The sequence below is a fragment of the Micromonospora sp. NPDC047527 genome (assembly GCF_040643015.1).
Classification (GTDB): Bacteria; Actinomycetota; Actinomycetes; order Mycobacteriales; family Micromonosporaceae; genus Micromonospora.
Genome location: NZ_JBEYTK010000001.1, coordinates 652,747 through 674,095 on the forward strand (window position 1 = coordinate 652,747; position 21,349 = coordinate 674,095).

At 71.9% G+C, this 21,349-nt stretch carries 17 protein-coding genes; 15 read left to right on the forward strand and 2 right to left on the reverse strand.

What is annotated here, in order from left to right:
- Positions 1-68: 68 nt before the first annotated feature.
- Positions 69-2,330: a catalase gene (locus ABZ808_RS02755; RefSeq protein WP_356999967.1), complete on the reverse strand. Its 2,262-nt coding sequence runs from the start codon at positions 2,328-2,330 to the stop codon at positions 69-71.
- Positions 2,331-2,506: 176 nt separating this feature from the next.
- Between ABZ808_RS02755 and ABZ808_RS02760 the strand changes: the two genes are divergently transcribed.
- From ABZ808_RS02760 to ABZ808_RS02810, 11 genes are all read left to right on the forward strand, one after another.
- On the forward strand, positions 2,507-3,406 hold the full coding sequence (locus ABZ808_RS02760; protein WP_356999970.1) for an alpha/beta hydrolase: 900 nt from the start codon (positions 2,507-2,509) through the stop codon (positions 3,404-3,406).
- A gap of 153 nt (positions 3,407-3,559) precedes the next feature.
- Positions 3,560-4,360 (forward strand): ATP-binding cassette domain-containing protein, encoded by an 801-nt coding sequence (locus ABZ808_RS02765; protein WP_356999972.1) that lies wholly within the window; start codon positions 3,560-3,562, stop codon positions 4,358-4,360.
- Positions 4,357-5,079 carry an ABC transporter ATP-binding protein gene (locus ABZ808_RS02770; protein ID WP_356999974.1) on the forward strand — a complete coding sequence of 241 codons (723 nt, stop codon included), beginning with the start codon at positions 4,357-4,359 and terminating at the stop codon, positions 5,077-5,079. The genes ABZ808_RS02765 and ABZ808_RS02770 overlap by 4 nt, the downstream gene beginning before the upstream one ends.
- A gap of 29 nt (positions 5,080-5,108) precedes the next feature.
- Positions 5,109-5,987: a branched-chain amino acid ABC transporter permease gene (locus tag ABZ808_RS02775; protein WP_356999977.1), complete on the forward strand. Its 879-nt coding sequence runs from the start codon at positions 5,109-5,111 to the stop codon at positions 5,985-5,987.
- On the forward strand, positions 5,984-7,096 hold the full coding sequence (locus tag ABZ808_RS02780) for a branched-chain amino acid ABC transporter permease (protein ID WP_356999980.1): 1,113 nt from the start codon (positions 5,984-5,986) through the stop codon (positions 7,094-7,096). Before ABZ808_RS02775 ends, ABZ808_RS02780 begins: the two co-directional genes overlap by 4 nt.
- Before the next feature lie 84 nt (positions 7,097-7,180).
- Complete coding sequence (locus ABZ808_RS02785; protein WP_356999983.1) at positions 7,181-8,458, forward strand: ABC transporter substrate-binding protein; 1,278 nt, start codon at positions 7,181-7,183, stop codon at positions 8,456-8,458.
- Between the two features lie 179 nt (positions 8,459-8,637).
- Complete coding sequence (locus tag ABZ808_RS02790) at positions 8,638-9,381, forward strand: SDR family oxidoreductase (protein WP_356999985.1); 744 nt, start codon at positions 8,638-8,640, stop codon at positions 9,379-9,381.
- Between the two features lie 94 nt (positions 9,382-9,475).
- A complete protein-coding gene (locus ABZ808_RS02795; RefSeq protein ID WP_356999988.1) occupies positions 9,476-10,087 on the forward strand; it encodes a TetR/AcrR family transcriptional regulator in 612 nt (203 codons plus the stop codon).
- Positions 10,088-10,138: 51 nt separating this feature from the next.
- Positions 10,139-12,922, forward strand: a complete 2,784-nt coding sequence (locus ABZ808_RS02800; protein WP_356999990.1) for an AAA family ATPase — start codon at positions 10,139-10,141, stop codon at positions 12,920-12,922.
- A 46-nt stretch (positions 12,923-12,968) separates the two neighbouring features.
- On the forward strand, positions 12,969-14,117 hold the full coding sequence (locus ABZ808_RS02805; protein ID WP_356999993.1) for an acyl-CoA dehydrogenase family protein: 1,149 nt from the start codon (positions 12,969-12,971) through the stop codon (positions 14,115-14,117).
- 16 nt (positions 14,118-14,133) lie between these two features.
- Entirely contained in the window at positions 14,134-14,598 is a 465-nt protein-coding gene (locus ABZ808_RS02810) for a MaoC family dehydratase (RefSeq protein ID WP_356999996.1), read from the forward strand.
- 22 nt (positions 14,599-14,620) lie between these two features.
- Here ABZ808_RS02810 and ABZ808_RS02815 read toward each other — a convergent pair whose 3' ends face one another.
- Positions 14,621-15,601 carry a LacI family DNA-binding transcriptional regulator gene (locus ABZ808_RS02815; RefSeq protein WP_356999999.1) on the reverse strand — a complete coding sequence of 327 codons (981 nt, stop codon included), beginning with the start codon at positions 15,599-15,601 and terminating at the stop codon, positions 14,621-14,623.
- A gap of 286 nt (positions 15,602-15,887) precedes the next feature.
- Here ABZ808_RS02815 and ABZ808_RS02820 point away from each other — a divergent pair, with 286 nt between their 5' ends.
- Genes ABZ808_RS02820 through ABZ808_RS02835 form a run of 4 tightly spaced genes read left to right on the forward strand, consistent with a single transcriptional unit; the run spans position 15,888 to position 21,293 of the window.
- Positions 15,888-17,072: an extracellular solute-binding protein gene (locus ABZ808_RS02820; RefSeq protein ID WP_357000003.1), complete on the forward strand. Its 1,185-nt coding sequence runs from the start codon at positions 15,888-15,890 to the stop codon at positions 17,070-17,072.
- Positions 17,069-18,067, forward strand: a complete 999-nt coding sequence (locus tag ABZ808_RS02825) for a sugar ABC transporter permease (RefSeq protein WP_357000006.1) — start codon at positions 17,069-17,071, stop codon at positions 18,065-18,067. Before ABZ808_RS02820 ends, ABZ808_RS02825 begins: the two co-directional genes overlap by 4 nt.
- Positions 18,064-18,930, forward strand: coding sequence for a carbohydrate ABC transporter permease (locus tag ABZ808_RS02830; RefSeq protein WP_357000008.1), 867 nt, complete (start codon positions 18,064-18,066; stop codon positions 18,928-18,930). The genes ABZ808_RS02825 and ABZ808_RS02830 overlap by 4 nt, the downstream gene beginning before the upstream one ends.
- Before the next feature lie 38 nt (positions 18,931-18,968).
- Positions 18,969-21,293, forward strand: a complete 2,325-nt coding sequence (locus tag ABZ808_RS02835; RefSeq protein WP_357000011.1) for a glycoside hydrolase family 3 N-terminal domain-containing protein — start codon at positions 18,969-18,971, stop codon at positions 21,291-21,293.
- Positions 21,294-21,349 lie beyond the last annotated feature (56 nt).

Genomic DNA, 21,349 nt, shown 5'->3' on the forward strand with positions numbered 1-21,349 from the left:
ACGGCACAGTGGCGGGGCCGCCCTCCGCGCGAAGCGGAGGGCGGCCCCTGGTCGTGCTCTACCGCCGGTCAGGCGACCGAGGCGGGGAACCTCTCCCACACCCGGTGTGCGGCCATCAGCCGTTGCACCGCCGTCAGCGCCTCCGGGCCGGAGCCCGCCGACACGATGCCCGCGGTGCCGGCCACCCCGGCCTGCTCCAGGACCGTGACGCCGGCACCCCAGGCGCCGATCGCCTTGGCGTGCCGCCAGCACTCCTCCACCAGCAGCAGCACGCGGGGGTCGACGGTCGCCTGGCCCGGTTTGCCGGCCTTGGCGTCGCGGGCGGGCAGCGCGTCCGGCGCGGGGGCCGGGGCCGCGGCCAGCAGGAGCGCGTCCAGCTCGACCGACCGGCCGGTGGCGAAGGTCCGCTGCACGGGCATGTCGCCGACCAGGCCGCCGTGCGGGGCGATCAGCAGCGGCACCATGCCGGCCGCGAACACGGCCCGACGGACCTCATCGACGCCGTCGAGGTCACCGTTGGGGTCGACGACGATCCCGACCATCCGGCCGTCGGCCGGCCACTCCTGGCCGACCTGCGACAACGCGGGGCTCGGCGTGACGTCGGCCAGCGGCGCCGTCGGCTGCGGCGCGGGCAGGCCGAGGCCGGTGGCGACCTGCTCGCACAGCACCGGGTCGATGTTGGCGAGGCACTGGAGCTGCCGCTCCTTGATCGCCTGGTGGTAGCACTTGCCCAGCTCGAAGGTGTAGGCCCGGATGATGTGCTCCTTCTCGACCGGCGACATGCTCAGCCAGAACAGGCGTGCCTGGCTGTAGTGGTCGTCGAAGGAGACCGGATTCGCGCGGACCTTGGGCGCCTGCGCCACCGTCACCGGCACGTCCAGGAACGCCTGCTCGTCGTCGCCCGCCGGGAACGGGTTGCCACCGTCGAGCGAGTTCGGCCGGTACGGCGCGACCCCGGCGTGGACGGCGTGCTGGTGGAAGCCATCGCGCAGCATGTCGTTGACGGCGGCGTGCGGCCGGTTGATCGGGATCTGCGTGAAGTTCGGCCCGCCCAGCCGGGTGAGCTGCGTGTCGACGTAGGAGAACAGCCGGCCCTGTAGCAGCGGGTCGTTCGTGACGTCGATGCCCGGCGGCAGGTGGCCGAGGTGGAAGGCGACCTGCTCGGTCTCGGCGAAGAAGTTCCTCGGCGTCCGGTTGAGGACGAGCCTGCCGACGGGCTGCACCGGCGCGAGCTCCTCCGGCACGATCTTCGTCGGGTCCAGCAGGTCGATCCCGGCGAAGGTCTCCTCGGGGGTGTCGGGGAAGACCTGGATGCCCAGCTCCCACTCGGGGAACGCGCCGGCCTCGATCGCGTCGTAGAGGTCCCGACGGTGGAAGTCCGGGTCGATGCCGCTGAGCATCTGCGCCTCCTCCCAGTCCAGGGAGTGCACGCCGAGCTTCGGCTTCCAGTGGAACTTGGCCAGCGCCGTCTCCCCGGCCTCGTTGACGAGGCGGAAGGTGTGCACACCGAAACCCTCCATGGTCCGGTACGAGCGCGGGATGCCCCGGTCGGACATGTTCCACAGGGCGTGGTGCTGCGCCTCGGTGTGCAGCGAGACGAAGTCCCAGAAGGTGTCGTGGGCGCTCTGCGCCTGCGGGATCTCCCGGTCCGGGTGCGGCTTGCCGGCGTGGATGACGTCAGGGAACTTGATGGCGTCCTGGATGAAGAACACCGGGATGTTGTTGCCGACCAGGTCGAAGGTGCCCTCGTCGGTGTAGAACTTCGTCGCGAAGCCGCGGGTGTCGCGGACCGTGTCGGCCGAACCGCGCGAGCCGAGGACGGTGGAGAACCGGACGAAGACCTCGGTCTCCCGGCCCTTCTTGAGGAAGCCGGCCCGGGTGACCTCCTCGGCGGTGCCGTAGGCGGTGAACAGGCCGTGCGCGCCCGCACCCCGGGCGTGCACCACCCGCTCCGGGATGCGCTCGTGGTCGAAGTGCGTGATCTTCTCGCGGAAATGGTGGTCCTGGAGCAGGACCGGCCCCCGTGGCCCGGCCTTGAGCGAGTGGTCGGTGTCGCGCAGCCGGGCTCCGTTGGCCGTGGTGAGGTACGCGCCCTGCTGGCCCTTCGCGGTCTTCGGCGCCCCGGTCCGCGCGCCCGTCGGCGTACGGGTCTGCGGCGCTCCCTGTTCCGGCTTGGGCGGCAGCGGGTCGTGGGGCGTCGTCGGCTCGTCGACGGTCGGCGGCGCGCTGCCGGGCGCGCCGGGCACCTCCGGCGTCAGGGCATCGGTGATCTTGTCTGAGGCGGTCTTCACGACGTTCTTGACCGCCTCGGCGGGCTTGCTGGAATCCACGGAACGGAACCCCTCCGTTGAGCGCTTACGAGCGGGCGTCTGCCCTGCTACCCCAGGTCAGGGGGTCAAAACACGACCGAGTCGGGCGGGACTGGTGATTTCGCCGATGCGGGGGGCGCGCGGGGCGGCCGACACTGACGCACGTCGATATCGCTCGACTCTAGGGAGTGCCCGACGTGTCGTCACCAACCACCACCCGTCCCCGTTCCGTGGCAGCCCGAGCCGTCCGGCTCGCGCTGACAGCCGCCCTCGTCGCCGGCGGCGTCCTGGCCGGACCCTCCGGCGCCGCACAGGCGGCCAGCCCGTACGAGCGGGGCCCCGCCCCGACCACCGCGATCCTGGAGGCCAGCCGCGGCCCCTTCGCCACCGCCTCGCAGAGCGTCTCCTCGCTGAGCGTCACCGGCTTCGGCGGCGGCGTCATCTACTACCCGACCAGCACCAGCGAGGGCACCTTCGGCGCCATCGCCATCTCGCCCGGCTACACGGCGGCCTGGTCCAGCATCAGTTGGCTCGGCCCGCGGATCGCCTCGCACGGCTTCGTGGTGATCGGCATCGAGACCAACACCCGGCTCGACCAGCCGGACAGCCGGGGCCGGCAGTTGCTGGCCGCGCTTGACTACCTCACCGAGCGCAGTTCGGTGCGGAGCCGGATCGACAGCAGCCGGCTCGCCGTGGCCGGTCACTCGATGGGTGGCGGGGGCAGCCTGGAGGCGGCCTCGTCGCGGCCGTCGTTGCAGGCCGCCGTGCCGCTGGCACCGTGGAACCTGGACAAGAGCTGGTCCGAGCTGCGGGTGCCGACGCTGATCATCGGTGGCGAGAGCGACTCGGTCGCGCCGGTCTCGTCGCACTCGGTGCCGTTCTACAACAGCATCCCGGCCTCCGCCGAGAAGGCGTACCTGGAGCTGAACGGGGCGAGCCACTTCTTCCCGCAGACGACGAACACGCCGACCGCGCGGCAGATGGTGGCCTGGCTGAAGCGGTTCGTCGACGACGACACCCGCTACGAGCAGTTCCTCTGCCCCGGGCCGAGCGGCTCGCAGATCCAGGAGTACCGCAACACCTGCCCCAGCTACTGAGCGCGACAACCGGGGCGGCCGCCGGTGGCGGCCGCCCCGTCCGCGTGCCGCCCGACGGTGTCCTGCTCGGGGGTATCGAAGGTATTGACGCCGTACCCGAGAAACGTACACTGCGAGTGTAAATAACACCCGCCACGACAAGAGGGATGGGTGATGGAACGCGGGCTCGAACTGCACCACATCGGCGTCCGTTTCGGCGGCCTCACCGCCCTCGACGACGTCTCGCTGCGGGTGCCACCCAACCGGGTGGTGGGCGTGATCGGGCCCAACGGCGCGGGCAAGACCACCCTGTTCAACGTGATCTGCGGTTTCGTGACCCCGGAGACGGGTTCGCTCACTCTGGACGGTCGGCCGCTGCGACCACGGCCGCACGGCCTGACCCGGCTCGGCATCGCCCGGACCCTGCAGGGGACCGGGCTCTTCGCCGGGCTCACCGTCGTGGAGAACGTGATGACCGGCGCTTCGCACACCGCCCGTGCGGGCTTCGCGTCCGCGCTGTTCGGCCTGCCCCGCAGCGACCGCGACGAACGGCGGCTGCGCCAGCAGGCACTGGACATCCTGGATGACCTGGGCATCGCCGGGCACGCCGACGCCGCGCCGACCACGCTGCCCTTCGCCGTACGCCAGCGGGTCGCCCTGGCCCGCGCGCTGGCCGCACGGCCCCGGCTGCTGCTGCTCGACGAGCCCGCCGGCGGCCTCGGCGCCGACGACATCACCGAGCTGGCGGAGCTGGTCCGGCAACTGCCGCGACGCGACGCCGACCCGTGCGCGGTCCTCCTCGTCGAGCACCACATGGACCTGGTGATGGCCGTCTGCGACGAGCTCGTGGTGCTCGACTTCGGCCGGGTCATCGCCGCCGGGACGCCGGACGAGATCCGCGACGACCCGGCGGTCACCGACGCCTACCTGGGCGCGGCGACCGAGGACGCCGCCGTCGACGGTGCCACCCCGTGAGCGCGGCGGACCTGCTCGTCGTGCGCGGGCTGGTGGCGGGTTACGGCGCCGCGCCGGTGTTGCAGGCCATCGACCTGACCGTGCCGGCCGGCACCATCGCGGCGGTCGTGGGCGCCAACGGCGCCGGCAAGACCACTCTGCTGCGCGCCCTCTCCGGCATGATCCGCCCGACCGCCGGCCAGGTCGTCCTCGCCGGGGAGGACCTCCGCGGTACGCCCGTCGAGCAGCTCGTCCGGCGCGGCATGGCACACGTGCCGGAGGGGCGGGGCGTGATCAACGAACTCACCGTCGACGAGAACCTGCGGCTCGGCGGGCTGTGGCGGCGCGACCGGGCGGACGCCGGCCGCGCCCTCGACGAGGTCTACCAGCTCTTCGAGCCGCTCGCCCGGCGTCGCCGGCACCTCGGCCACCAACTGTCCGGCGGTGAGCGACAGATGCTCGCACTCGGACGGGCGCTGGTCGGCCGGCCGCGCCTGCTGCTGCTCGACGAGCCCTCGCTCGGCCTGGCCCCACGGGTGGTCGCCCGGACCATGGCGCTGCTACGTCAGCTGCGCGACGCCAGCGGCCTGACCGTCCTGCTGGTCGAGCAGAACGTGCGCAGCGCGCTCGCCGTGGCCGACCAGGGCGTGGTGATGTCGCTGGGAAGGGTGGTGATCGCCGCACCGGCGGCCACACTGCGCGACGACCACGACCTGCGCCACGCGTACCTCGGCTTCTGACCACCACCTCGTTCCCGAAGGGAGGACTGTTGGACCGCTTCGTCTTCCTCACCATCGACGGCCTGTCCCGGGGCGCGGTGTACGCCGCGTTCGCGCTGGCCCTGGTGCTCATCTGGCGGGCGGCGCGGGTCGTCAACTTCGCCCAGGGAGCGATGGCCGTCGCCGCCGCGTACGTCGCGTACACGGTGTCCACCGCGACCGGCTCCTACTGGCTGGGCTTCGTCGTCGCCATCGTCGCCGGGCTGCTGCTCGGCGCACTGGTGGACCGCGTCGTGATGCGGCACGTCGACCACGCGTCGCCGCTCAACCCGGTCATTGTCGCGCTCGGACTGGTGCTGTTGATCCAGGCCGTGCTCGGCATGGTGTACGGCAACGAGTTCCGGCCCGCCGAGGCGCCGTTCAGCCGGTCCGCCCTCACCGTGGGCGGGGTCGCGGTGCTGTCGCCGTACGACCTGTTCGTCTTCGCCACGATCGGAGTGGTGGTCAGCGCGCTGGCGTGGATGTTCGCGCGTACCCCGGTGGGGTTGCGGATGCGGGCGGCGGCCTTCGCGCCGGAGGTCTCCCGCCTGCTCGGCGTCAACGTCGGCGGGATGTTGACGCTCGGCTGGGCGCTCGCCTCCGGCGTGGGCGCGCTCGCCGCCATGCTGGTCATCCCCACCGAGCTGGGCCTGCACCCGCACGCCATGGATCTGGTCTTCGTCTCGGCGTTCACTGCGGCGGTGGTCGGTGGGCTGGACAGTCCACCGGGTGCCGTGGTCGGCGGCCTGGTGGTGGGTCTGCTGCTCTCCTACGTCAGCGGCTACGCCGGCAGTGACCTCACCCCGCTGGCGGTGCTGGTCCTGCTGCTGGCGGTGCTGCTGGTCCGGCCCGGTGGGCTGTTCGCCCCGGTCGCGGCGAGGCGGGTGTGAGCGCCACCCGGGCGGCCCTGCCGCCGCGACACCGACCGAGCGAGGCCGGCGACCGTCCGGTCGACCGCCGACGCGGCTCCACCCTGCTGCGGCATCTCGCCGTGGTGCTCGCCGTGGGGCTGGTGCTGGTGGCGGTCAGCTACGCCATCGAGCCGTTCCGCAACTTCCAGCTCGCCACGGTGGCGGCATATCTCTGTGCCACCGCCGGGCTGACCGTCCTCACCGGGCTCAACGGCCAGCTCTCGCTGGGGCACGGGGCGCTGATGGCCGTCGGCGCGTACACGGTGGCGCTGTGTCAGACCGCGTTCCTCGACCGGGGGTTGACCGGCGGCTGGCTGTTGCCGATCTCGCTCGGCGTGGCGGTGCTCAGCACTGTCGCGGTCGGCGCGGTGGTCGGCGTGGCCGCCGCCCGGCTGCGGGGGCCCTACCTGGCCGGTGTGACCCTCGCCGTGGCCGTCGTCGTGCCGGCGCTGGCCGTGACCTTCGACGGCGTCCTCAACGGCGAGCAGGGGTTGTCGGTGCCGGTGGAGCCGCCGCCGATGGCACTCGGCGCGTACTTCCCCTACGAGCGGTGGCAGCTCTGGATCTCGGGTGCGGCCACCCTGCTCGCGCTGTTGCTGCTGGCCAACCTGATCCGCAGCCGGTACGGGCGGACGTTCCGGGCGGTCCGCGACGACGAGGTGGCGGCCCGCCTCGCCGGCATCCACGTGGCGCGTACCCAGGTCCTCGCGTTCGTGGTCAGCGCCGCCACCGCCGGTCTCGGTGGCGCGCTGCTCGCGGTGCTCGCGCAGAGCGTCTCGCCCGGCGCGTTCTCGTTGACCCTGTCGCTCTTCCTGCTGATGGCCGTGGTGATCGGGGGCCTCGGTCGCCTCGCCGGTGCGCTGTGGGGGGCCGTGCTGCTGGTCGCCCTGCCCGACCTCACCCATTCCGTGACCGAGCTGTTCACCCTCTCGCCCGCGGTGGCGCAGCGGCTGGAGGGCAACCTCCCGCTGGCGATCTTCGGCGTCACGTTGATCGTCGTGATGATCGTCGCGCCGGGCGGCGTGCAGGGCCTGCTGTCCCGCCTCGGCCGGGCCCTGCTGGCCCGGTGGCCGGCGCGGCGTTCCTGAGCTGTCCTCGGCCCGGCCTCGGCCGGGCGCCCCACCACCACACCGTTCCCCCGAGAATCGGACCGAGAAAGGTCGGTGTTTCCCATGCACCGTACGGCACAACGCGGTCTCGCGATCGCCAGCACCATCGCCCTGCTCATCGCCGCCGCCGGCTGTAGCGGCGACGACCCCGGCTCCGGCGGGGCGTCGGTGCCGGGTGTCACCGACACCGAGATCGTCGTCGGTACGCACATGCCGCTCACCGGCCCGGCCTCGGCCGGCTACTCCAAGATCGCCCCGGCGACGAAGGCGTACTTCGACTACGTCAACGCCAACGGCGGCGTGCACGGCCGGAAGATCACCTACAAGATCATGGACGACGGTTACAACCCGGCGAACACGCAGCAGGTGGTACGCCAGCTCGTCCTTCAGGACAAGGTCTTCGCCGTCCTCAACGGCCTCGGCACGCCGACGCACACCGGCGTGCTCGACTTCCTCAAGAGCAACCGGGTGCCCGACCTGTTCGTCGCCTCCGGCAGCCGCAGCTGGGACCAGCCGGACAAGTATCCGGGCACGTTCGGGTTCAACCCGGACTACACGATCGAGGGCAAGATCCTCGCCAACTACGTGAAGGCGAACCACGCCGGCCAGAAGGTCTGCTTCCTGGGCCAGGACGACGACTTCGGCCGCGACAGTCTGGTGGGCGTGGAGAAGGTGCTCGGGGCCGTGGCGGTCAAGCAGACCTACGTCACCAGCAACACGAACGTCGCGCCGCAGATCGGCGCGTTCAAGGCGGCCGGCTGCCAGGTCGTCGTGCTCGCCACCGTGCCGGGCTTCACCGCGCTCTCCGTCGGCACGGCCGCGCGGCTGGGCTTCAAGCCGCAGTGGCTGGTCTCCAACGTCGGCGGGGACCACCCCACCCTGGCCAAGCAGCTCGGCGAGGCCGCCCCGCTGCTGGAGGGCATGGTCGGCGCCAACTACCTGCCGATGCAGAACGACACCGCGAACCCGTGGATCCAGCTCTTCACGAAAATCAACAAGGAGCACAACGGTGACGCGCCGTTCGACGGCAACACCGTCTACGGCATGTCGGTGGGTTACCTCTTCGTGCAGGTGCTGCTCGCCGCCGGCAAGGACGTGACCCGGGAGAAGGTGCTCGCCGCCGTGGAGAAGGGCGGCTTCCAGGGGCCCGGCCTCGCGCCGCTGCGCTTCGCCGCCGACGACCACTCCGGCTACGGCGGGCAGCGGCTGACCCGGGTGAGCGGGGGAGTGCAGAGCTACTTCGGGCCGACGTACGAGACCGATGAGGAGGGCGGCCCGGTCACCGAGTACTCGGCCGCGCCGGTCGCGCCGCCCGCCAATGGGGTGCCGACCGTCTCCTGACGACTCGTTTACCCGGCCGTCGACCGGGCGTGGTCACCGTGGACCGCGTCCGGTCGTACGGCTGCGCCCTGACTGCCGACGGTGGTGCCACCGGGATTCGGGGGCGTGCGGCCGGGCGTTGACCGACACCGATCACCCCTCCTACTATCTGCACTGTGGATGCAGAATCACGTAGGCTCGTGGATCGGGTCGCCATCGTCACCGGCGCCAGTCGGGGGATCGGGCTGGCCATCGCGCGGCGGCTGGTGGCCGAGGGCGCGCGGGTGGGCCTCACCGCCCGCCATCCGGAGGCGTTGGCCGAGGCTGTCGCCGCCCTCGGCGGTCCCGCGTACGCGGTCGCTGTCCCCGGCCGGGCCGACGACGCCGCACACCGGGCCGAGGCGGTGCGGCAGGTCAGCGCGGCGTTCGGGCCGGTGGACCTCCTGGTCAACAACACCGGCATCAACCCCGTGCACGGCCCGCTGGTCGAGCTGGACCTCGCGGCGGCGCGCAAGATCCTCGACGTCAACCTGGTCGCCGCACTGGGCTGGGTGCAGGAGGTCTGCGCCGCCGGCATGGCCGACCGGGGTGGCTGCGTGGTCAACGTCTCGTCGATCGCGGGGCTCGCCCCGTCACCCGGCATCGCCCTCTACGGGGTGAGCAAGGCCGCGCTCAACCACCTCACCGCCAGCCTCGCCGTCGAGCTGGGGCCGGCGATCCGGGTCAACGCCGTGGCCCCCGGCGTGGTCAAGACCCGCTTCGCCGCCACGCTGTACGAGGGCCGGGAGGACGAGGTCGCCGCGCGGTACCCACTCGGCCGACTCGGCGTCCCCGACGACGTGGCGGGCGCGGTCGCCTTCCTGGCATCTGCCGACGCCGCCTGGATCACCGGGCAGACCATCGTCTGCGACGGCGGCTTCACGCTGTCCGGCCGGTCCGGGTGACTCGGCCCGTGGTCGCCCGGAGCTGGCTGATCACCGCCTGTCTAGACTCGGCGGTGCGTCGGGGGACGCCGTGGCGGTGAGAGGGCGGGGGCGGATGAACAAGGTCGAGGCCCCGGGTCGCGTCGACGGGCGCACGGCCCGTGCCGAGCGCACCCGGGCGGCCATCGTCGAGGCGCACCTGGCGCTTATCGCCGAGGGTGACCTGCGGCCGACCGGCGAACGCATCGCCGAGCGGGCCGGCATCTCGCTGCGGACGCTCTGGACCAACTTCAAGGACATGGAGACGCTGTTCGAGGCGAGCGGCGCGGAAGTGCTGCGTCAGCAGGACGCCGCGTACCGGCCGATCTCGCCCGCTTTGCCGCTGGCCAAGCGGGTCGACGCGTACTGCCGGCAGCGGGCCCGGCTGCTCCAGCTCATCGCGCCGTCGGCACGGGCCGCGCAGATGCGCGAGCCGGTCTCCGACCAGCTGCACCTCAACCGCCTCAAGCACATCGACCGGGTACGCGACGAGGTCGAGCAGCTCTTCGCCGCCGAGTTGGCGCAGGCCGGGCAGGGGCGCGAGCAACTGCTCAACGCGCTTGTCGCGGCGAGCATGTGGCCGGCCTGGTCGATGATGCGCTACGGCCTCGGGCTGGGCGTGGATCAGGCGCGGGCGGTCATGGCCCGGACGATCGGCGCGCTGTTGGCCGAGGTGGCGGCCGACTGATCCCGGCCTGTCCTCTTTCCATCCGCTTATCGATGAGTGACACTGTGACGCATGGTTACTGCATCACGAGTGCAAATAACTGTGCTGCGCGGCCGGGATGACCAGTGCCGGGCCGTCCGGAGCCTTCTCGACGGCGTGAGCGACGGCGGCGGGGCGCTGCTGCTGCACGGCGAACCGGGGTCGGGGCGTACGGCGCTGGTCTCCTACGCCCACCGGTACGCCGGGAACTGTGTCGTGCTGGCCGGTGCCGGGCTGCCCGAGGAGGCGACGCTGCCCTACGCCGGCCTGCAACGCCTGCTTGATCCGGTGCGCGACCGGGCCGCCGACCTGCCGGAGCCGCAGTGGCACCTGCTGCGCCGGGCGCTGGACGGGGAGAGCTGCCCGCCCGACCGTCGGCTGGCCCTCTCGGTCGCGGTGCTCGGGCTGCTCGCCGCCGCCGCCCGGGAGCGCCCACTCCTGGCCACCATGGACGACGTCGACCGGGGCGACCCCGAGACCGCGCAGGTGTTGGCGTTCGTGGCCCGCCGGCTGCGGCACCTGCCGGTCGCCGTCCTGCTCACCGCCGACGTCACCGCCACGGTCGACGGGATCACGACGTACCGGCTCCCGCCGCTGGACGAGGGGGACAGCATCGCCGTCCTGGCCGACCTGCTCCCCGAGCGACCCACCGCGCCGGTGGCGGCCACGCTCGCCGCGGTCGGCGGCGGCAACCCGCAGGCCCTGGTGGATCTCGCCGAGGTGTTGAGCCCGGGGCAGTGGCGGGGGGAGGAGCCGTTACCCGCCGCGCCACCGGCCGACGGCGCGCTCGGCCGCGCCTACCGGGCACGCCTGGACCGGTTGCCGCCGGACACCCGCCGGATGCTGCTGCTCGCCGCGCTCGACGATTCGAACGAGCCGACGATCCTCGCCCGCGCGGCCGACACCGCCGGCGTGGCCGTCGAGGCACTCGCCCCGGCGGAGGTCGCCGGCCTGGTCCGCGTCGAGCACGAGGGCGTCACGTTTCCGCAGCCACTGGCCCGGGCGATGGTCGCGGCCAGCGCGTCGCTCGCGCAGCGGCGAGCGGCGCACCTGCTGCTCGCCGGCGTCCTCGACGGGCAGCGGCTGCGCCGGGCGATGCACCTCGCCGCCGCGACGGCGAGCACCGATGCGGCCCTCGCCGCCGAGTTGGAGCAGGCGGCGGCGGCCGGCGGCCCGAACGACTGGGCCATGGCGTCGGCCGCGCTGTGCCGGGCCGCCGAGCTCAGCGACCGCCCGCGCGACGCCGCCGGCCGCCTCCTGGCCGCCGCCAGGTACGCCTGGACGGCCGGTCTGCCCGGTCGGGCCCGGTTGCTGCTCGACCGTCTTCACGCGACCTGCGCGGACCCCTCCGTCACCGGGCACGCCGACCTGTTGCGCGGTGAGCTGGAGCTGCGCTGCGACGGCGCCTCGGGCGCGGCGTCCACGCTGCTGGCCGCCGCCGCGACGGTGGCGGCCACTGACCGCGCCCTGGCCGTGCAGGCGCTGGCGAGGGCCGGCGAGGCGGTGTGCTTCGCCGGCGACCAGTACCGGTACGCGGAGGTTGGCCGCCAGGCGGCGGCGTTGCGCCGCCCGCACGATCCACCAGCGGTCGAGCTGGCGAGTTCGCTTGTCGCCGGTGTGGCGGCCACGCTGCGGGGCGACCACGAGCGGGCCGGTCCCGCGCTGCGCCGGGCGGTCGTCCTGGGTGGCCGGTTGACCGGGCCGGAGCTGACCCCGACCGCGCTCACCTGCGCGGCGGCGGCCGGTCTGGTGGTGGCCGTGGACGGCGCGGCGCACCGGCTCGCCGAGCGTGCCGCCGGGTTGGCCCGGGAGCGGGGCGAGCTGTCCATGCTGTCCCGGGCGTTGGAGCTGCGGGCGGTCGCCGAGTACTGGCTGGGTCGGCACGAGGCGGCGGCGGAGACGTCCCGGGACGGGCTGCGGGTCGCCCGTGCCGCCGGTCAGGTCAACTGCGCCAACGTCCACCTGGGCATGCTCGCCGTGCTGGCCGCCGTCCGGGCCGACCGGGAGGCCAGCCTGCGCCGGATCCGGGAGATCGGCGAAGCCCCGACACCGGGCAGCCGGCCGCACGCGCTGGCGGCGTGGGCGCTGGCCGTTCTCGACCTGGCTGACAACCGGCATGCCGAGGCGGCGGCCCGGCTGGCGTCGCTGGCCCGACTCGGCACCGGTCGAGGTCAGGTGCTCGTCCAGGTGATGGCCACCCCGTACCTGGTGGAGGCCGCCGCCCACCTGGCGCACCGGCCGGCGGCGACGGCCGCGCTCGCCGTCTTCGACAGGTGGGCCAGCAGCACCGCGAGCCCGTTGCGGCGGGCCCTGTCGGCCCGGTGTCACGCGCTGCTCGCCCCCCGGGGCGGCGCCGAGGCGGAGCGCGAGTTCCGGACGGCGCTACGGCTGCACCCGACGGAGGCCGGCGCGTTCGAACGGGCCCGCACCGAGCTGCTCTTCGGGCAGGAGCTGCGGCGCAGCCGTCGCCCGCGCGACGCCCGGGGGCACCTGCACCAGGCCCGCGAGACGTTCACGCTGCTTGGGGCGAGTCGCTGGGCCGAGCAGGCCACGGCGGAGCTGCGGGCCGCCGGGGAGTCGGTCGGCCCGCCCGATCTGCCGGCCGCGCGGCTGCTGACCGGCCAGCAACTGCGGATCGCCCAACTGGTCGCGGAGGGGGCCACCAACCGGGAGATCGCCGCCCGGATGTTCCTCTCCACCCGCACGGTCGACCATCACCTGCGAAATGTGTTCCACCGGCTGGGCATCCGGTCGCGCACCGAGCTGGCCCGCGCGTTCGCCACCGATCGGCACGCCGGGTTGGCCTCCGACCGGTGACCGTCCGGTCTGGACGACGTAAACTATCACCGCTAGTTTATTCGCCATGGAGCTGACCCTCACCGCCGAGCAGGCTGCCGTCCGCCAGCTCGCCGCCGAGTTCGCCGACCGGGAGCTGCTGCCGCACGCGGCCGAGTGGGACCGGCACGAGTCGGTCGACCCGGCCATCGTCGGCCAACTCGGCGACCTGGGCTTTCTGGGGCTGACCATCGCCGAGGCCGACGGCGGCTCCGGCGGCGACCACCTCGCGTACTGCCTGGTCCTGGAGGAACTCGGCCGGGGCGACTCGGCGGTGCGCGGCATCGTCTCGGTCTCGCTCGGCCTCGTCGCGAAGTCGATCGCCGCCCACGGTTCGGCGGCGCAGCGGGCCGAGTGGCTGCCCCGGCTCTGCTCCGGCACCGCGCTCGGCTGCTTCGCGCTGACCGAGCCGGACAGCGGCTCGGACGCCGCCGCGCTGCGCACCCGCGCCGTCCGCGACGGCGACGACTGGCTGCTCACCGGCACGAAGATGTTCATCACCAACGGCACCACCGCCGACGTCGCCCTGGTCTTCGCGCGCACCGGCGGTCCCGGGCACCGGGGCGTCACCGCGTTCCTGGTGCCCACCGACAGCCCGGGCCTGACCCGCCGGGAGATCCACGGCAAGCTCGGCCTGCGCGGGCAGGCCACCGGTGAGCTGCGCCTCGACGACGTACGGGTGCCCGACGCGGCCCGCCTCGGCGACGAGGGCGGCGGCTTCCGCCTGGCCCTTTCCACCCTCGCCAAGGGCCGGATGTCGGTGGCCGCCGGCTGTGTCGGCATCGCCCAGGGCTGCCTCGACGCGTCGGTCGGCTACGCGGGGCAGCGGACCCAGTTCGGCAAGCCGATCGCCGGCCATCAGCTCGTGCAGCAGTTGCTCGCGGCCATCGCCGTGGACACCGCCGCCGCGCGGCTCCTGGTCTGGCAGGTGGCCGACCTGATCGACCGCGGCCAACCGTTCGCCACCGAGGCGTCGATGGCCAAGCTCTTCGCCAGCGAGGCCGCCGTCCGGGCGGCCAACAACGCGGTCCAGGTCTTCGGGGGGTACGGCTACATCGACGAGTACCCGGTCGGCAAATACCTGCGTGACGCCCGGGTCGCCACCCTCTACGAGGGCACCAGCCAGATCCAGCAGCTCCTGATCGGACGCGCGCTCACCGGCGTCAACGCCTTCTGACCCAAAGGACACCCGGATGCGAGTCTTCACCTCCGTCGACGAGTTGGCCGCCGCGGTCGGCGAGACCATCGGCCCCGGCCCCTGGCAGCGGGTCGAACAGAGCCGGGTGGACCTCTTCGCCGACGCCACCGACGACCACCAGTGGATCCACGTCGACCCCGCGCGGGCGGCGTCGGGACCGTTCGGTGGCACGATCGCGCACGGCTACCTGACCCTGTCGTTGCTGCCGGCGCTGGCCGGCCAGCTCTACCGGGTCGAGGGCGTCGCGATGGGGGTCAACTACGGGCTGAACCGGGTGCGCTTCCCCGCGCCGCTGCGGGTCGGCGCCGCCGTACGAGCCACCGCCACCATCGCCGAGGTGTCCCCGGTGAGCGGCGGTGTGCAACTGGTCGTGACGGTCGCGGTGGAGACCGACGGCGGCGGCAAGCCGGTCTGCGTCGCCGAGACGATCAGCCGTCTCTACCCCCGCACGGATCGCTGACCCTTCCGCTGGCCTGCGGGTGTCAGTGATGCGGGCGGCAGGAGGAGCGGATGACCAGCTCGGTGGGGAGCCGGATGTGGGTGTCGCGTTCGACGCCGGCGATCAGGTCGATGAGCAGGCGCAACGCCTCGGCGCCCATCCGCTGCAGCGGTTGCATGATGGTCGTCAGCGGCGGGTTGACCAGCGCCGACTCCGGTACGTTGTCGAAGCCGATCACCGACAGGTCGTCGGGCACCGAGAGGCCCATGTCGCGGGCCACGTCCATCGTGGATATCGCGGAGAGGTCGTTACCCGCGAAGATCGCGCTCGGCCGGTCGGTGAGGGCGAGGAGCTCCGCGGCCGTACCGGCGGCGCTCTCGATCCGGAACCCGCCGACGCGGACGAGTCGCTCGTCCACCGGCACGCCGGCATCGGCCATCGCACTGCGGAAGCCGGCCTCGCGCAGCTGCGCCGACTTCAGGTCGGCGCGTCCACTGATGTGCCCGATCCGCCGATGGCCGAGGGACAGCAGGTAGTTGGTGGCCAGCACCGCGCCGGCGAAGTTGTCCGAATCGACGGTGGGCAGGTCGGACGGCCCGGTGTGCGGGTCGACGGCTACGACGTGGAAGCTGTGTTCGGTCTCGACCACGGTCGGCGTGACGATCACGGCCCCGTCGATGAGAGTGCCCGAGAGGCGGGCGAGCGAGCGCCGCTCCCACCCCACGGCGGCGCCCTCGCCGTCGCCGCTGGAGTAGGCCAGCAGCTGGTATCCGCTGCCCGCGACCTCCTGGGACGCCCCCTTGAGCAGCTCGGTCGAGAACGGTTCGAACTCGGCGACCAGGATGCCGAGCACGTTGGTGCGGTGGCTGCGCAGGCTCTGCGCCCCCAGGCTCGCCTCGTAGCCGAGCTCGTGGATGACCTGCTGGACGCGCTCCACGGTTGCCTGGGCCACGCCGTACCGCCCATTGACAACCTTCGATACGGTCGCGACCGAGACGCCGGCGGCACGTGCGACATCCGACATCTTGACACGCTGCTGAAACACCACGCCGATGATGATAGGGCCGCCGCCTGGGGTGCGTCCCGAGCGATTCGAAAACGTTATCGATACCGATTGACATCAAGTTACATGACTGTAAAACTTCGCGAAACCCGAGTACCGCGACTGAGTAGTCGAGGAGACATCGATGGCAACGAAGCGCCGTGCAGGTGCCGTTCTGGCAGTACTAATGACAAGTGTTCTCGTAGTCGCCGGGTGCAGCGGCGGCGGCGAAGAGGCAGCCCCTCAGAGCGAGTTGTACAAGGACCCGGTGACCCTGACCTGGTGGCACAACGCCTCACAGGACGGGCCCGGCAAGACCTACTGGGAGAAGGTCGCCAAGGACTTCTCCGCGCTCCACCCCACCGTCAAGATCGAGATTGAGGCGATCGAGACCAACCAGCTCCAGCGCACCCGGCTCCCCGCCGCGCTGCTGAGCAGCGACCCGCCGGACATCTTCCAGGCCTGGGGCGGTGGCGAGATGGTCGAGCAGGTGGAGGCCGACTATCTCAAGGACATCACCGACCAGGCCAAGACCGAGGTGGGCAACATCGGTAGCGCCGCCGAGATCTGGCAGGTGAAGGGCAAGCAGTACGGCCTGCCGTACCGGATGGGCATCGAGGGCATCTGGTACAACAAGGACATGTTCGCCCAGGCGGGCATCGCGGCGCCGCCGACCAATTTCGAGGAACTCAACGCCGCGGTCGCCAAGCTCAAGGCGATCAACGTCGTCCCGATCGCGGTGGGCGCCGGTGACAAGTGGCCGGCCGCGCACTGGTGGTACAACATGGCGCTGCGCGCCTGCTCGGTCGACACGCTCAAGAAGGCGTCCACGGACAAGGTCTTCGACGACCCGTGCTTCGTGAAGGCCGGCCAGGACCTGAAGGCCTTCATCGACACCAAGCCGTTCCAGGCCAACTTCATCGCCACGCCGGGCCAGAACGACCCGACCAGCGCCAACGGCATGCTCGCCAACGGCAAGGCCGCGATGGAGCTCATGGGTGACTGGAACCGCGGCACGCTCGACACCGTCGCCACGGACAAGGCGAAGCTCGCCTCGTTCCTCGGCTGGTTCCCGGTGCCGGCGATCGCCGGTTCCCCGGGTGACCCGAAGGCGGCCCTCGGTGGTGGCGACGGCTTCTCCTGCTCCAAGAACGCCCCCGCAGAGTGCGTCGAGTTCCTCAAGTACATCGTGAGCCCCGAGGTGCAGAAGGCCTACGCCGAAACCGGCACCGGCCTGCCTGTGGTCAAGGGCGCGGCCGACGGCGTGACGGACCCCGCGCTGAAGTCCATCCTGGAGGCCACCTCCAGCGCGAGCTACGTCCAGCTCTGGCTGGACACGGCTTACGGCAGCACCGTCGGCACGGCGATGAACGACGCCATCGTCGCCATCTTCGCCGGCAGCGGGACGCCTGAGAAGGTCGTCTCGGCGATGAAGGCGGCCGCAAGCAAGTGACCTCCGTCAACCAGATCCGTACGCCCGCCGGCGGCGCTTCCGCGTCGCCGGCGGGCTCCCACAAGGCCGGGCGCGCGCCCGCCCGCCGAGCCGATACCCGCCGCAAGTGGTACGAGATCATCGGACTCACGACGCCCGCCGTCGTCATCTACGTGATGTTCGTGCTGGTGCCGATGGGCTTCGCGGTCTACTACAGCCTGTTCCGGTGGCGTGGGGTCGGGCCTCCCACCGAGTTCGTCGGTCTGCGGAACTACACCCTCGCCTTCCAGGATCCGATCTTCCTCGACGCGTTGCGCAACAACGCCATCATCGTGTTCGGGTCGCTGCTGATCCAGGGCCCGATCGCCCTGGGCATCGCCCTGCTGCTCAACCGTCGTTTCCGTGGGCGCTCCGTGTTCCGCCTGCTGGTGTTCGTGCCGTACGTGCTCGCCGAGGTCACCGTCGGCATCATGTGGAAGCTGCTCCTGACCGGCGGCGGCACGGTCGACGCGATGCTGGAGTCACTGGGCCTGGGCAGTCTGGTGCAGCCCTGGCTCGCGGACCTGGACCTGGTCATCTGGACGCTGCTGGCCATCCTCACCTGGAAGTACGTCGGCTTCGCCATCATCCTGCTACTCGCCGGGCTGTCCAACGTGCCCGACGAGCTGACCGAGGCGGCGGCCATCGACGGCGCGAGCTGGTGGCAGATTCAACGGCACGTCACGATTCCGCTGCTCGGCCCGACGATCCGGATCTGGATGTTCCTGTCCATGATCGGCTCACTGCAGATCTTCGACATGATCTGGGTTACCTCGGTGCCCGCGGTGCGGTCGCTCGGCGCGTCGGCCACCATGGCGACCTACATGGTGGACAACGGGTTCTTCGCCCGGCTGTGGGGCTACGGCAACGCCGTTGCCGTGATCCTGTTCGTCATCTCCTTCGTGGCGGCACTGCTGTTCCAGCGGTTCCTGCTCCGCCGCGACATCGAGGGCGCCATCACCGGAAAGGCGAAGTGACGATGGCTGTGAACTCCGTTCCTTCCCCGTCCGCCGGGCGCCGTCAGGTGTCCTGGGGCACGCCGCTCACCTACGCGCTCGCGCTCGCGATCGCGGCCGTGTCGATCGCCCCGGTCGTCTACGTGGTCATCGGCGGCTTCCGCACCACCCCGCAGATCGTCGCGAACCCGGCCGGCCTGCCCGACCCCTTCGTCTGGGACAACTACGCCAGGGTGCTGACCCAGAGCAACTTCTGGCAGCAGGCGTTCAACAGCGCGGTCATCGCCCTCGGCACCACACTCGCCGTCGTCGTGCTCGGGCTGGCCGCCGCGTTCGTGCTCGCCCGTTACACCTTCCGCGGACGGGAGGCGCTCTACACCTTCTTCACACTCGGCCTGCTGTTTCCCGCCGGCGCGGCGATCCTGCCGCTCTACCTCATGCTGCGTGACCTGAGCCTGATCAACTCCTACTACGCGGTGATCCTCCCGCAGGTCGCCTTCTCACTGCCACTGACGATCGTGATCCTGCGTCCCTTCCTGTCGGCCATCCCGAGAGAGTTGGAGGACGCCGCCGCCATCGATGGTGCGAGTCGGCTCGGCTTCCTCTGGCGCGTCGCTATGCCGCTGTCGCGGCCCGCGCTCGTCACCGTTGGCGTTCTGGCGTTCGTGGCGAGTTGGAACTCGTTCCTCCTGCCGCTGCTCGTTCTCAGCGATGTCAACCTGCACACCCTGCCGCTGGGCGTGCAGAACTTCTCCAGCCAGTACACCACCGACACGGCAGGCGTCCTCGCCTTCACCTCGCTCGCGATGCTGCCGGCACTGCTCTTCTTCACGCTCGCGGAGAAGCAGATCGTCGGCGGCCTTCAGGGTGCGGTCAAGGGCTGAGCGGCAGCGGTACGGGCACAACCAGAGGAAGGCACAGCATGACTGAGGTCCACACACTGGTGGACGGGCCGGCGCCGGCTCAGGCAGGTCCGGACCACGGTCGACCGGACGGGCACGACGGCGCGGCACGCCTACGCGATCTCCTCGGCCGGATGACGATCGAGGAGAAGATCGCTCAGCTCGTCGGCTTCTGGGAGAAGGAGGACGGCGAGGCCGTCGCGCCGTTGCAGGGGGAGTTCGGCGAGGCCGTCAAGCTCGAGGAGTTCTCCCGGCACGGGCTCGGTCACCTCACCCGCGCCTACGGCACCCGCCCGGTGGACGCGGCGGCACGCGCGTCCTGGCTGTGGAAGTTCCAGCGGGACCTGGTCACGGGGACCCGGCTCGGCATCCCGGCGATCGTCCACGAGGAGTGCCTCACCGGGCTGTCGGCATGGAAAGCGGCCACCTTCCCCACGCCGCTGGCCTGGGGCGCCGCGTTCGACCCCGAACTGGTCACCGAGATGGCCGCGGCGATCGGCGCCTCGATGCGGACCCTGGGTATCCACCAGGGGCTCTCTCCGGTGCTCGACGTCATCCGTGACCCCCGCTGGGGTCGGGTGGACGAGTGCATAGCCGAAGACCCGTACCTTGTCGGCACCATCGGCACGTCGTACGTGCGCGGGCTGCAGTCGCAGGGGGTGCACGCCACCCTCAAGCACTTCGCCGGCTACTCCGCGTCGCAGTCGGGGCGCAACTTCGGCCCGGTGCACATGGGCCGCCGGGAGTTGGCCGACGTGCTGCTCGTCCCGTTCGAGATGGCGATCCTCGACGGTGACGCCCGCAGTGTCATGCACTCGTACGCCGAGATCGACGGGGTGCCCGTCGCCGCCGATCCGACGATGCTGACCGGCGTCCTGCGGGAGCAGTGGGGTTTCGACGGCACGGTGGTGGCCGACTATTACGGGGTCGCGTTCCTGAACCTGCTGCACCACGTGGCGGGCGATCACGCCGAGGCGGCCGGACAGGCGCTGACGGCCGGTGTCGACGTCGAACTGCCGACCGGCGACGCCTATCTGACCCTGCGGGAGTCGGTGCGGGCGGGCGCGCTCGACGAGGCGTTCCTCGACCGCGCGGTGCTGCGGGTGCTGCGACAGAAGCAGGACCTGGGTCTGCTCGACGCGACCTTCACCGACGAGCCGCCCCAGGCGATCGACCTCGACTCTCCCGAGCACCGGTCGATCGCCCGCCGGCTCGCCGAGGAGTCGATCGTGCTGGTCGCCAACCGGGACGCGCTGCCGCTGCCGGCAGGGCGACGGGTGGCACTTATCGGCCCGAACGCCGACCGGCAGGGCGCGCTCTTCGGGTGCTACTCGTTCCTCAACCACGTCCTCGTCCAACACCCCGGTGTGGAGACCGGCATCGAGGTGCCGACCGTGCTCGACGCGGTGCGGGTCGAGTTCGGCGGCGATCTCGTCACCTGGGCACACGGCTGTGACGTGGACACCGACGACCGATCCGGCTTCGACGAGGCTGTCGCCACGGCCGCCGCCGCGGATGTCGCCGTCCTGGTCGTCGGTGACCACGCCGGTCTCTTCGGGCGCGGCACGGTCGGCGAGGGCTGTGACCGGGACGACCTGGAGCTGCCCGGCGTCCAGCGCGAACTGGTCGAGGCGGTGCTGGCAACCGGCACGCCGGTTGTCCTCGTGCTGGTCACTGGCCGGCCGTACACGGTCGGCTGGGCGCTTGCGCGCTGTGCGGCGGTGGTGCAGGCATTCTTCCCGGGGGAGGAGGGCGCCGGGGCGATCGCGGGGGTGCTCTCCGGGCGGGTCAACCCGTCGGGCAGGCTGCCGGTCACCCTGCCCGGGTCGGCCGGCGCGCAGCCGTACTCCTACCTGCACCCCACCCTGGGCGCGGGCAACGAGGTGACCAACCTGCCGGCGACGCCCGTGGCGCCGTTCGGCCACGGCCTGTCCTACACGACGTTCGCGTACAGCGAGCTCACCGTGCCCACCACGGTGCCCACCGACGGGGCGGTAGGCGTGACGGTGCGGGTGACGAACACCGGCGCGGTCGCCGGCGACGACGTGGTCCAGCTCTACGGTCGTGACCTGGTGGCCTCGGTGACCCGGCCGGTGGCGCAACTGCTCGGCTACCGGCGAGTCCACCTGGAACCGGGCCAGTCCGTCACGGTCGAGCTGACGGTCCCCACCACCCGCCTGGCGTTCTCCGATCGCACGCTCACCCGCGTCGTGGAGCCGGGCGACGTCGAGCTCTGGGTCGGTACCAGCGCGCAGCGTGCCACCCAGGCGGTGACCACGCTTGTCGGTGACACCGTCGCGGTCACCAACGCGTCCCCACGCTGGACCACCGCCGACATCCGCTGAGGCCGGTCCGCCGTCGTCCTGGGGGGACGGTCGGCGGACCGCTCACGCTCGCGTGC